Source organism: Kangiella taiwanensis, from assembly GCF_020005165.1.
Taxonomy (GTDB): Bacteria; Pseudomonadota; Gammaproteobacteria; order Enterobacterales; family Kangiellaceae; genus Kangiella; species Kangiella taiwanensis.
Map to the genome: position 1 here is coordinate 40,014 of NZ_JAHCLT010000001.1, position 12,950 is coordinate 52,963.

Annotated in this window: 13 protein-coding genes; 10 read left to right on the top strand and 3 right to left on the bottom strand. The window is 45.4% G+C overall.

The window, feature by feature from the left end; all coding sequences use genetic code 11:
- The first annotated feature begins 55 nt into the window (after positions 1–55).
- The 8 genes from dksA to acs all read left to right on the top strand — a co-directional run bounded on the left by dksA (position 56) and on the right by acs (position 7,901).
- Positions 56–502: an RNA polymerase-binding protein DksA gene (gene dksA, locus KFK88_RS00210; protein WP_223576645.1), complete on the top strand. Its 447-nt coding sequence runs from the start codon at positions 56–58 to the stop codon at positions 500–502.
- Positions 502–1,470, top strand: a complete 969-nt coding sequence (gene gluQRS / locus KFK88_RS00215) for a tRNA glutamyl-Q(34) synthetase GluQRS (protein WP_223576646.1) — start codon at positions 502–504, stop codon at positions 1,468–1,470. Before dksA ends, gluQRS begins: the two co-directional genes overlap by 1 nt.
- Positions 1,471–1,590: 120 nt before the next feature.
- A complete protein-coding gene (pcnB, locus tag KFK88_RS00220) occupies positions 1,591–2,859 on the top strand; it encodes a polynucleotide adenylyltransferase PcnB (RefSeq protein ID WP_223576647.1) in 1,269 nt (422 codons plus the stop codon).
- An 8-nt stretch (positions 2,860–2,867) separates the two neighbouring features.
- Complete coding sequence (folK, locus tag KFK88_RS00225; RefSeq protein WP_223576648.1) at positions 2,868–3,356, top strand: 2-amino-4-hydroxy-6-hydroxymethyldihydropteridine diphosphokinase; 489 nt, start codon at positions 2,868–2,870, stop codon at positions 3,354–3,356.
- A gap of 38 nt (positions 3,357–3,394) precedes the next feature.
- Positions 3,395–4,045, top strand: coding sequence for a deoxynucleoside kinase (locus tag KFK88_RS00230; RefSeq protein WP_223576649.1), 651 nt, complete (start codon positions 3,395–3,397; stop codon positions 4,043–4,045).
- Positions 4,046–4,091: 46 nt separating this feature from the next.
- Positions 4,092–4,886 (top strand): 3-methyl-2-oxobutanoate hydroxymethyltransferase, encoded by a 795-nt coding sequence (panB, locus tag KFK88_RS00235; protein WP_223576650.1) that lies wholly within the window; start codon positions 4,092–4,094, stop codon positions 4,884–4,886.
- A gap of 24 nt (positions 4,887–4,910) precedes the next feature.
- A complete protein-coding gene (panC, locus tag KFK88_RS00240) occupies positions 4,911–5,774 on the top strand; it encodes a pantoate--beta-alanine ligase (protein WP_223576651.1) in 864 nt (287 codons plus the stop codon).
- 195 nt (positions 5,775–5,969) lie between these two features.
- A complete protein-coding gene (gene acs, locus KFK88_RS00245; RefSeq protein WP_223576652.1) occupies positions 5,970–7,901 on the top strand; it encodes an acetate--CoA ligase in 1,932 nt (643 codons plus the stop codon).
- Positions 7,902–7,944: 43 nt separating this feature from the next.
- Here the strand turns inward: acs and KFK88_RS00250 are convergent, their stop codons facing one another.
- Entirely contained in the window at positions 7,945–8,811 is an 867-nt protein-coding gene (locus KFK88_RS00250; RefSeq protein WP_223576653.1) for a DUF1853 family protein, read from the bottom strand.
- Between the two features lie 385 nt (positions 8,812–9,196).
- Here KFK88_RS00250 and KFK88_RS00255 point away from each other — a divergent pair, with 385 nt between their 5' ends.
- Together KFK88_RS00255 and KFK88_RS00260 are read left to right on the top strand one after the other, a co-directional pair.
- Positions 9,197–9,895: a response regulator gene (locus tag KFK88_RS00255; RefSeq protein ID WP_223576654.1), complete on the top strand. Its 699-nt coding sequence runs from the start codon at positions 9,197–9,199 to the stop codon at positions 9,893–9,895.
- Positions 9,876–11,303: an ATP-binding protein gene (locus KFK88_RS00260; protein WP_223576655.1), complete on the top strand. Its 1,428-nt coding sequence runs from the start codon at positions 9,876–9,878 to the stop codon at positions 11,301–11,303. The genes KFK88_RS00255 and KFK88_RS00260 overlap by 20 nt, the downstream gene beginning before the upstream one ends.
- Positions 11,304–11,319: 16 nt before the next feature.
- Here the strand turns inward: KFK88_RS00260 and KFK88_RS00265 are convergent, their stop codons facing one another.
- Together KFK88_RS00265 and KFK88_RS00270 are read right to left on the bottom strand one after the other, a co-directional pair.
- Positions 11,320–12,021, bottom strand: a complete 702-nt coding sequence (locus KFK88_RS00265) for a LysE family translocator (protein WP_223576656.1) — start codon at positions 12,019–12,021, stop codon at positions 11,320–11,322.
- Entirely contained in the window at positions 12,021–12,797 is a 777-nt protein-coding gene (locus KFK88_RS00270; protein ID WP_223576657.1) for a DedA family protein, read from the bottom strand. The genes KFK88_RS00265 and KFK88_RS00270 overlap by 1 nt, the downstream gene beginning before the upstream one ends.
- Positions 12,798–12,950 lie beyond the last annotated feature (153 nt).

A 12,950-nucleotide genomic window follows, 5' to 3' on the forward strand; every position in this document is an offset into this window, starting at 1 on the left:
AGTGGGCTGACTTTAAGTCAGAAGTTACCATTAAGTAAATGGAGCATTGAATTAGATGCCACGTAAAAAAGCAGTTACAAATACAACCTTAGAAAAATTAGGAATTCAGCCTTATAAAGAAAAAAAAGGCGAAGAATATATGAACGATGCTCAATATGAGCACTTCCGTCATATCCTAAACGAATGGAAACGTCAGTTGATGGAAGAAGTGGATCGCACTGTGCATCACATGCAAGACGAAGCCGCTAATTTCCCAGACCCAGTCGACCGCGCGTCACAAGAAGAAGAGTTTTCTTTAGAGCTTCGTACGCGTGATCGCGAGCGTAAACTGTTGAAGAAAATTATTCAGTCAATCAACAAGATTGATGACGATGAATATGGCTATTGCGAGTCTTGCGGTATTGAAATTGGTATCCGCCGCTTAGAAGCCCGCCCAACAGCAGAGCTTTGTATCGACTGCAAAACGCTTGACGAAATTAAAGAGCGTCAATACGGCAGTTAATGCCCGCGACACCCAACAGCTCTCTCAAAGATTCCCGGACTCGCCTTAACAGCGAGTTCGGACAATCGACGTCACCCCCAGCGAAACCCTACCTTCGCGGAAGATTTGCACCCTCGCCTTCAGGCCCTTTACACTTTGGTTCATTAGTCGCTGCCGTCGGCAGTTATCTTATCGCAAAATTTTATGGTGCCGAGTGGCAAGTTCGTATCGAAGATATCGACCCACCACGCGAAATCGAAGGTGCAGCTGATACTATTCTGAGACAGCTAGAAGCATTTGGGCTGCACTGGGATGGTCCAATCGTTTATCAAAGCGAAAGCATTCCGCGCTTTCATGAGATTCTTGAAGAGTTAAAACGCAAAGACTTGCTTTATGCCTGTGACTGCACGCGAAAGAAAATCAGTAAACTCAGTGATGATGGTCGATACCCTAATATTTGCCAGAACAAAAAACTAAGCTTTGATGGCGAAGTCGCATGGAAACTGCGTCATGGCGAAGGCAGTTACCATTTTTACGATCATATCCAAGGGGATTGCGAATTCGACTCCAGCCTGTACCAAGAAGACTTCACGGTAAAGCGCAAAGATGGGCTCATGGCGTATCAGCTGGCTGTAGTGGTTGATGATATTGATGCCGGGATTGATCATGTAGTGCGAGGTATCGATCTGCTCGACTCAACACCGCGCCAGCTGCGCTTATACGAGGTTTTAGATAAGCCAGCGCCTTTGTGGTACCACCTGCCTTTAGCGATTAATCAAGACGGCAATAAACTCTCCAAACAGAACCATGCTGAAGCGATAGATTCGCAACACCCAAGTCAGCAGCTCCATCAAGCCATAGCATTTTTAGGGCAAAAGCCTCCTGTATCATTACGCAACGAACCTCCTGAAATCATTATTGATTGGGCAATCGAGCATTTTTCGCTAGAAAGCATCCCCCAGCAGCAACAAATACCTTATTTTGACTAGGGTCTGTGCTATTATTGCACAATCAAAAGTAACCCATACTCATGAAGCGCATTGATCTCAACAATTAAACGGTGGTTTTCTGGAGCAGATAGCAAGCAACACAGCAGTACAACCTCAAACATGACCCAATCCGACCACATCATTCCACGTGACCAACATAGAGTTTCACGCAAAGACATCAGCGACAATGCGCTGAAGGTGCTGTATCGTCTCAATAAAGCTGGGTACGATGCGTTTTTAGTCGGCGGTGGCGTGCGAGATATTCTTCTTGGGCTGCACCCAAAAGATTTTGATATCACCACCAACGCCACGCCTGAACAAATTCGAGGACTGTTCCGTAACAGTCGAATCATTGGCCGACGCTTCAAGTTGGTACACATTATGTTTGGTCGCGACATCATCGAAGTTGCGACATTTCGTGCCCACTGCGACAGCAATATTGAGCAAGCCAAAGACGGCATGATTCTACGCGATAATGTTTACGGCACTATTGAAGAAGATGCTGAGCGTCGAGACTTTACGGTAAACGCACTCTATTACAGCGTTAAAGATTTCAGTGTGCACGATTACTGCGGTGGCTTGACGGATTTGCGTAAGCGTCAGCTACGCATGATTGGTGATCCTGAAACTCGCTACCGCGAAGACCCCGTTAGAATGCTACGCGCCGTGCGTCTAGCGACTAAGCTTGATCTCACGATAGAAGAAAAAACATTAGCACCCATTGCTGAGCTAGCGCCCTATTTAGAGCAAGTCCCAGCAGCCAGACTGTTTGAAGAATACCGCAAAATGTTCCTCGCCGGTAAAGGCGAAGCGACATTTAAAGCGTTGCAGCAACATGGGCTTCTCGGAAAATTGTTTCCAGCTACCGAAGCATTATTAGCGGAACACCAAGACTTTGAAATTTTTATTCATGCAGCCTTAGAAAATACAGATAAACGCATCGCTAGTGATAACACCGTAAACCCAGCATTTTTGATTGCAGTGTTGTTGTGGCAGCCATTACTCGAGCGAGCTCATCAGCTTGAAACCAAAGGCATGAATTTTAATGATGCTTTCTTTAAAAGCATGGGACGCATACTCGGCGAGCAAGGCCAATGCATTTCTATCCCGAAACGCTACAGCCTCGTCATTCGTGATATTTGGGCATTACAGGTTCGCTTACCTCAGCGCCATGGCAAAAAAGTATGGTCCGTCTTAGGCCATCCACGATTCCGCGCGGCCTATGACTTCCTGATGCTACGCGCAGAATCCGATCCATCGCTGCGAGAAATTGCAGACTGGTGGACAAAGTTCCAAGACGCGGACAAAGAGACACAACATGCCATGCTGCCAAAAGGACGTCGCCGTAAAGGTGGTAAACGTCGCCGTAAGCCAAAGGGCGATCGCTAGGATTCTTGATGCAACAAACCGTTGTTAGCTATATCGCTCTTGGTAGCAACTTAGAAAATCCCGCGCAGCAAGTGCATGATGCCTTGCTTGCTATTGATCAACTGCCCGGCACTTACCTTCTTGCATACTCAAGCTTGTACCAAAGCGCTCCAATGGGTCCACAAGATCAACCACCATTCATCAATGCAGTCGCAAAAGTTCATACCAGACTGGCACCATTAGAGCTACTGGATAAATTGCAAGCCATTGAAAAACAACAAGGTCGTGTACGCAAAGAACGTTGGGGAGCACGCACAATTGATTTGGATATTGTGCTCTACGATCATACAATCATGCAGACGGAGCGCTTAACCCTGCCACACTATGGGGCCAAAGAGCGTGACTTTGTCCTTTTGCCACTGGCCGAAATAAGCCCAACCCTTGTTTTTCCAGATGGCGATACGATAAACGAAGCATTAGAGCAGTGTGAACGTTACCAACTCGAAAAAATAGACTAAGACGATAACGACGAGCGATTAGGAGACCAAGAGTCAGCATGAACATCAAAATCCCACACAACTTTATCGCAGTAGAAGGCCCAATTGGCGTCGGCAAAACCACTCTGGCTCGTAAGTTATCGGAAGTCTTAGGTAGCGAACTGATTTTAGAAGAAGCCGAAGAAAATCCGTTTCTGGAGCGCTTTTATCAAGATCCGAAAGCTGGCGCTCTACCGACACAGCTTTACTTTCTCTTTCAGCGAGCCCGTCAATTACAAGAAGTTCGCCAGTCGGATATGTTCACGCCGCTTCGTGTGGCAGACTACTTGATGGATAAAGACCGATTATTCGCACGCTCAACGCTGGACGAAGAAGAGTTACGCCTTTATGAGCAGGTTTATGACAACTTAACTATTGATGCTCCAAAGCCTGATTTAGTCATTTATTTACAGGCTCCAGTATCCGTCTTGGCCGATCGCATCAAAAAGCGCGGTCGTCGTGAAGAAGCTCCGATTAGCCAGGAATACCTGCAAACCATTTGCGATGCTTATACGGACTTTTTCTATTACTATCACGAATCGCCGCTGCTGATCGTTAACGCATCGGGGATCGACTTAGTGGAAAACGAGAAAGATTTTGAAATGCTGCTGGAGCAAATACACGCGACGGATTCCGGACGGAATTATTTCAATCCACACCCGGCAGTGTAAGCAGGTCTACCAGCAGAGAATAACGAGTAAAGAGTAGAGAATTTAAATGAAGTTCACAAGCATTAGTCATATCGAAAAACTCAAAGCCGAAGGCGAGAAATTCAGCTGCCTGACGGCTTATGACGCCACTTTTGCTAACGTCATGTCTGAAGTTGGTATTGATATGATTTTAGTTGGCGACTCGCTGGGGAACGTCATTCAAGGTCAAAAAACCACGGTTCCAGTGACAATAGAGCAAATGGAATACCATATCGAGTGCGTCTCCCGTGGCAACGAAAACTGCTTAATCGTCGGTGATATGCCTTACATGTCCTACAGCACGCCTGAAGAAGCCTACGATACCGCTCGCCGCATCATGCAGGCAGGTGCGCAAATGGTGAAGCTCGAGGGCGGTGCTTGGTTACTGGATACGATTCAAGGCTTAACTGTCCGTGGTATTCCGGTCTGTACTCACCTCGGTTTAACACCACAGTCAGTCGATGCGCTAGGTGGATTCAAAGTTCAGGGCCGTGAAGACGATGCGGCTCAAACCATGATCGAGGAAGCCAAAGCGCTCGAAGCCGCTGGCGCACGAATGCTCGTTCTTGAATGCGTACCAAACGAATTAGCCAAACAAATTGCACAGGAGCTTTCAATTCCCGTGATGGGCATTGGCGCAGGTGTTGATGTTGATGGTCAGGTCCTCGTGTTGCACGATATGCTGGGTATATCACCCTTCCAAGCCAAGTTTGTACGTAACTTTATGGCCGATGCTCATGGCGACATCAAGGCTGCTATCAAACTTTACCATGACGAAGTCAAAGCAGAGAATTTCCCTGCCGCAGAGCACTCATTCGAATAAACGGGCGAAGCCTAGAACAGAACCATGATCACCGTCAAAACCATTGCAGAATTGCAGCAAGCATTGCTAGAACATCGTCAAACAGGAAAGACCATTGGCTTTGTTCCGACCATGGGGAATTTGCATCAAGGTCACTTGAGCTTGGTCGATAAAGCCAAGGAAATGTCTGATGTCGTGGTGGTCAGTTTATTTGTTAATCCAACGCAGTTTGGGCCCAATGAAGATTTCGACTCCTACCCACGAACATTTGATGCGGACTGTGAAAAACTATTGAACCACGATACGGATATCGTTTTCGCACCAAGCGTTGAAGAAGTCTACCCTGGTTTTTCTGACAACCCTGCTCGCCCCAACCTAACCAGCGTGCATGTCGCGGACCTTGGTCAAGATCATTGCGGAGCATCACGCCCAGGGCACTTTGACGGGGTCACCACCATCGTGACTAAATTGTTCAATATGGTTCGCCCAGATATAGCTATCTTTGGTCAAAAAGACTTCCAGCAACTAGCTATCATTCGTCGCATGGTGCAAGACCTCAACATGCCCGTGACCATTATCGGCGCGCCGATTTTGCGTGAAGCCAATGGCCTAGCCATGAGTTCCCGCAATGGCTACCTGAGCCAAGAACAAAAAGATCATGCTGCTGGCATTCAACGCGTTTTGCAGTGGGCCAAAGAGCAGCTGGCCAACCACAAACTGAGTTTCGATCAAGTTGAACAGTCTGCTGTAAACCAATTAACGGAACAAGGCTTTCGCGTCGATTATTTCAATATTGCTAACGCGGACACGCTGCAAGTCGCAGAAACCTCCGACAAGAACCTTGTGATCTTAGCCGCTGCTTTCCTCGGAAAAGTAAGACTCATCGATAATGTAACGCTTACGCTTTAAATGCACACACCAATTGTCGACAGATTCCCGCTTTCGCAAGAGAGCAAAGTAAGCTTAGATTTGCTCAGCAAAGACAGAAACTACCCGAATAACCGATATGACGGTTTGTCACTTTCGCCTTTTTTCGATTTGGTTTATGCTGAGACAATCGATTAAAGAAAAAAATATAAAGCTTAGTGATTACAGGAGTCAGAAATGTCAGAGGTGAAAACCTATCCCATCATCAATAACCCTCAATATAAGCCGCATATTGATGAAGACACATACCACCGTATGTACCAACAGTCGGTACAAGATCCCGATAAGTTTTGGTCTCGTATGGCGCACCAGTTTGTGGATTGGTTTGAGCCGTGGGAAGAAACCAGCAATGTTGACTATAACAAGGCTGAGATTAGCTGGTTCAAAGGCGGTAAGCTTAACGCTTCCTACAACTGTATTGATCGTCACTTAAAAGACAAAGCCGATCAAACCGCTATCATTTGGGAAGGCGATGAACCCGACCAGCAACGCTACATCAGTTTCCAAGAGTTGCATGATGAAGTCTGTCGCTTCGCTAACGCATTAAAATCTCGCGGCGTTAAAAAAGGTGATCGTGTCTGTATTTACATGCCGATGATTCCTGAAGTTGGCTACGCCATGTTGGCTTGTGCTCGAATCGGTGCTATCCACTCTGTCGTTTTTGGCGGTTTTTCTCCTGAAGCTCTGAAAAGCAGAATTCTGGACAGTGATTGCCAAGTGGTTGTCACCGCCGACGCAGGCGTACGTGGTGGCAAACAGGTGCCATTAAAAGCTAATGCTGACGAAGCTTTGAAGGGATGCCCTGATGTTCATACCGTGATGGTGGTAAAAAGCCAAAATAACGATATAGAGTGGCACACTGAGCGCGATGTCGATTACAACGTCTTAAAGCAAGACATGCAGCCAGAATGCGCTCCTGAAGTCATGGACGCAGAAGATCCACTGTTCATCCTTTACACCTCAGGCTCAACCGGCAAACCTAAAGGCGTGATGCATACCACAGGCGGCTACATTCTTTACACTGCCATGACGCATAAATACATTTTCGACTACCACGATGGTGATATTTACTGGTGTACGGCTGACGCAGGATGGATCACCGGTCACTCCTATATTTTCTATGGCCCACTCGCCAACGGTGCGACTACCTTAATGTTTGAAGGCGTACCGAATTATCCTAATGCTTCACGCTTTTGGGATATTGTCGATAAACACAAGGTCAGCCTCTTTTATACCGCGCCAACCGCTATACGTGCACTGATGGCTGGTGGCGACGAAGCGGTGACCAAGACCTCGCGCCAATCGCTGAGAGTTTTAGGCACGGTTGGTGAGCCGATTAACCCTGAAGCATGGGAATGGTACTTTAATGTTGTCGGCGAAAAGCGCTGTCCTATCGTTGATACTTGGTGGCAAACGGAAACAGGTGGTATTTTAATTTCACCACTTCCGGGCGCAACAAAGCTTAAACCGGGATCTGCGACCCGTCCTTTCTTTGGCATACAACCTGCGTTACTGGACACGGATGCCAATGAACTCGATGGTGTCGCAAGCGGCAGTTTAGTCATGAAGCACTCATGGCCTGGGCAGATGCGCTCCGTGTGGGGTGATCACCAACGCTTTTACGACACCTATTTTTCACAATTTCCAGGGTACTATTTTTCTGGCGATGGAGCACAGCGCGATGGCGATGGTTTTTATTGGATCACAGGTCGTATGGACGATGTTCTTAACGTTTCAGGCCACCGTATGGGCACTGCTGAGATCGAAAGCGCACTGGTGCTTCACGAGTCGGTCGCCGAAGCGGCTGTAGTCGGTTATCCTCACGATATCAAAGGCCAAGGCATTTATGTCTACGTGAATTTAATGAAAGGCAAACAAGGGTCGGATGAACTAAAAGCGGAGCTCATTGCTCATGTGGCCAAAGAAATAGGTCCTATTGCCAAGCCTGATAAACTTCAGTTTGCAGATGACTTACCGAAAACCCGCTCGGGCAAGATCATGCGCCGTATTTTGCGTAAAATCGCGGAAGACGATATTGAAAACATCGGCGACACCTCTACCCTAGCGGAACCCGCCGTAGTCGAGAAACTCATTCGCGAAAAGCTCTAGGTCTGTGTTGTTAGAATTGAGTGTTTGTAGCTAGGTTTACACACTAAGCTTCAAACACTCGGGCCTTGGCTTTTTTTAGCCAGTCCTCAGTTACCACAAAGCCACGCATCATTTCTTCACCATCACGCACGCCAACAACCTGCTGAATACGCTGAAACTCATACTGTTCATTGTGACCGTGAATGAGAAAAGCTTTATCATCAATCAGTGATAACTCTTTAACCTCCATAGGCGAAATAGGTGACAGCCAATACATTTTTGGCAATAAGTACCAATCAATGCCGGAGCTTAGTTGGAGGTGCGCAAAAGATTCCCAGCTGGTCCAGAAGCCCTTAAGATGACTCGGGTTAACTTCATTTGGGAATCTAAACTTTTCTTGCATGAAGTCTTCTAAAGGATAAAAAAGTCGGCCACGTGTTAACACCTTAACCTGATCAATTGTAATGTCCTGTTGCTCTAACCAAGGAGCAATCGTTTCATCATTTGATAAAGCCAGTTGGTGTTCAAACAATCGCTGATGCTTATGATCAAAGCGGTCTCTTAAATTAGGACCTACCCAATGATGAAGCTCCCTACCTGAACCAATCTGCAAGTAGAACTTTACGGCCAGCTCACAATGGATGGTGTAGCTCAATACCTTATCGAAAAGAATAGAATCGAACTCACCATAGGTGTGTTTGTTGATTATTACTTGGTAGTTATGCTTGACTGAATCTAGGCTTTCACAGCGATTGGTGAGATGCTGCCAGAGTTGTTCGAAATAAACTCCCAGTCGGTGCGTATCTTTAAATTGAAAGTTGTCATCAGCCTCCATTCGACTCATTAACTCATCAGTACTCATATGACGAGTTAGCGCCAATAGCTCTGGTGAACGCAACATCCAATTTAAGTCATTTTTATAGCGCGTCATCGTATCTGGCGAACACATCCAGTGAGGTTTGAAATATCATAGCAGAAATGATGATAGCTGGGGGCATAAAAAAACCAAGGCTAGCCTAACAAGGCCAACCCTGGTTCTAGAGGTATGAATTTCACAGGGGTAGTCTAATCAAGGAGAGAAAAATTCATACAAGGTTAGAATCACTAAGGGGTAGTTCATGTATTCCAACGCTTAAGTAAAACTATACCGAAAATTAGTGTTAAGATATTGAGGGTTTCGGTAAAAACTAAGAAAAGTTATGTAAAGGCTACTGACTATTCTTTACACTTGAGAAAGCCGCTGCATGCTACTATTGTGAATAACTGGCTGTTTTTTAAGATCAAAAATGGGTTCAGTCTGTTTTACAAGGAATAATATGGTCAAATTACTAATTGCCGACGATGACATTGAGCTTTGCCAACTTCTTCAGGAATACCTGACGCAAGAAGGCTTTGAGATTACTCTTGCCCACGATGGTGGCTCAGCTGCAAAATTGATTCTTAACGACACTTTCGACTTGATGGTGTTAGACGTTATGTTGCCCAACATGAATGGGTTTGATGTCTTAAAAGAAGTCCGTAAAGAGTCGCAAGTACCGATTTTGATGTTAACCGCTCGCGGAGATGAAATTGATCGTATTGTCGGACTAGAGTTAGGCGCTGATGACTACATTGGCAAGCCTTGTAACCCAAGAGAGTTAACAGCCAGAATTCGCTCGATACTGCGCCGGACCGAAACAGATTATAGCCGTCAGAAGAAAAAGCTTCGCTCGATTCATTTGGATGATCTTTATATCAACCCAGGTTCACGTGAAGCGCTGGTCAATAATGAAGCGATTAAACTTACGGCTACGGAGTTTGATATTTTGTATTTACTGGCCAATCAGGCCGGCGAACTTGTTAAGCGTGATGATTTATCAGAAAAGTGTTTGGGCCGCTCACTCGAAGCATATGATCGAAGTATTGATATGCACATTAGTAATCTTCGCCGTAAGCTCGGCACAGACATCAAAGGTGAAGAGCGAATAAAAACCGTTCGGGGTGTCGGTTATCAGTATGTTTCACACGATACGTAAACTCGCTAAACCCAACCTTTTTTGGAAGATTTTCTTATGGTTCTGGTTAGCTACTTTGCTAACCCTTACCAGTGTGATATTCCTATATAGCATGACCTCTAAAGACACGAGGTTAGTGCCCATTGCAGCCAAAGAATCAGAGCTACTACGACAAACAGCCATCACCATTCAATTGCGTCATGTGATTGAAGAGTATCAGAATGGCTTACCCATCCAACCCAGTGGCTCAACCAAAGAACTTGATAATACGTTTATAATTAATAATCAAGGTTATGAAATTTCTGGTAAAACCGTACCTGAGGTTATATACCAATTAAGCGCTTACTATAAGCAAAGAAACCGACCGGCTACGGTGACAATCAATAATTATTCCTACTCGGGACCAGAGATCGTTTTTAGCCGCGGACAGTACTACCTTCTTTTTATCAAGCAAAAAAGCCAACAGCACTTTAGTACATTAGTATCAGATTTTTTTCACTCTATTAGTATTTGGCAACTTTTAGCTGCTTTGGGTATTAGTTTTCTAGTTTGTTTTGCACTAGCTTGGTATTTAACTCGGCCTATTCATCAACTACAAAAAGCAACCAAGGCCATCGCCAAAGGTAACCTGCAAGCCCGAGCTAAAGACTATATCGGCAAAAGAGCCGATGAATTCCATGATTTAGCCGAAGATTTTGATTTAATGGCAGACCGAATTAATCGCATCATCATGTCACAGAAACGTTTACTAAGTGACGTTTCGCATGAACTCCGTTCACCTTTGACTCGCATGCAGATCGCAGCCAGCCTAGCTCAAAAGCACAGCCAAGGTGACCAAAACGCAGCGGCCTGCTCTCACCATATTGAGCGAATTGAAGTAGAGGTTGAACGGCTAGATGAGCTGATTGGCGAATTATTGCAAGTAGCCGCCCTAGAGCGTGGCCAACAACATCAGCAAGTAGACACTTTTGTGGTGAATGATTTATTGGATGTCATTATCAGTGACGCACAATTTGAAGCAGCGGCCAATAACAAAGAGGTTATTTTCAATAACAGCAAGCCTATCAGCTTTAAGGGCTACTACAATTTATTGGCTCGTTCAGTCGAAAATGTTATCCGTAACGCGATTCGTCATACACCTGATGGTACTCAGGTTACTGTCACGGTGAGCGAACATAACGCATTTTTTAGTATTGTAATTCATGACAAAGGACAGGGAATTGATGAGGCTCACTTGGACAAAATATTCGAACCTTTCTACCGCCCCACCGAGGCTCGGGAGCGCAGCTCAGGCGGCACAGGGTTAGGCCTGACTATTGCAAAACGGGGCATAGAGGTTAATGGTGGAACTATTTCTGCAGAAAATGCGAGCGATGGTGGGCTCAAGGTCACCATCAATCTACCGAAAAACAGTCCTGCATATACCTAATACTTAAGAAGCAACCTTATATCAGCTCTAATGATTGAGCAATATTCCAGAGCAGTAACAAAGCAAGTCCTATCAGCAGTAGTCCTAAGACGCGATCAATCCAGTGCCCAAATTGGTTAAAGAATCCGCGAACTTTATTGCTGGATAAAATATAAGACAAAAATACAAACCAAGCTGCCGTTACCACTGCCATCCAAATACCATAAAAACTTTGCACCGCTAGTGGTGTGCTTGGCTCAACCAGAGTGGTAAATAGTGATAAGAAAAACAATGTGGCTTTTGGATTTAAAACGTTAGTCACAAACCCTTGCCGAAATGCTTTGCCATCAGTCATGCCCGATCGTTGATCCATGTGTTGAACACTTTCATTCGCAGTGGCTTTATTGCTGCTTGAATCACTTGCCTTCGCCTGCAAAGCACCATAACCGATGTACATTAAGTACCCCGCGCCTGCTAGCTGAATCAGCGTAAACAACCACTGTGTACTTTGAATCAAAATGCCGATACCCAGCACAGCATAAGCAACGTGAACAAATATCGCGAGGCCAATACCTAAACTGGTAATAATGGCAAAGCGTTTTCCAAAAACCAAGGATTGGCGCATCACGATAGCAAAATCAGGGCCTGGGCTCATTACTGCTAACAGGTGCGCTGAGGCAATCAACAGGAACTGTTGCCAATACTCAGCCAGGTTTTGTATAAAGTCTTGCCACCACATCAGCCAATCACTTCGAGAATCTTTTTTGATAATTCAATCATCAGTGAGCCGTAAGAACTGATCACCAAAAATACAACAACACTTACCATGACAAAAAGAGTTATCGCTAGTTTAAGATTGAAATAGCCCGACAATTCCATTGTTTTTCCAGAACGTAGCGCTGTACGCTGTGCCATCAGTTCACGAATATAACCGCCCAGGAGCCATAAACATACTGCCATCGTGACCAGACAACCGACTAAAATGATAACCTCATGCTTTTGGAAAGTTAACGCAGCGCCTAACACAACACCTGGCATCAGATAGACTGGCGCCCAAATTAATGTTGCCATAACCACGGCTAACAAAAACTTTTTGGCCGGCATATCGAGAATACCCGCTATCAAAGAAATGACAGCTCGAATTGGCCCGATGAACTGTCCCACAAGAATTCCTGCAAATCCATGCTTTTTAAAGAAGACTTCTGAGCGACGGAGCAACCCTTGATGGCGCTGCACCCAAGGCCAATGATGAACGCGATCTTTAAACGCAACTCCAACTAAATACGACACGGCTTGGCCTAATGTTGCACCAGCAAAACAAAAGAAGGCTATGGGCCAAAAGCTCAAGGTTCCTGCACCTATTAAGCTTCCGACGCCAACAAGGAGCAACCAACCAGGCATCGCCAAACCGATAATAGCTAGCGATTCTAAAAAGGCGATAGCAAAAACGGCCGCACCTGCCCAATGAGGGTTTGCCCGGATCCACTCAATAATGTTATTTACAATCTCTTCCATGGGAGCTAATGATGAATAAAGTTACAGCAAAAGTCGAACTATTTTTGTAAGGCTTTATTTTATATAAAATTTGGAACAGCTTAATCATTCGTTGCTCTTGCTTATTTCACAACCCTCGTTTATCGTTTCTGTATTCTATTTTGTCTTATTTAA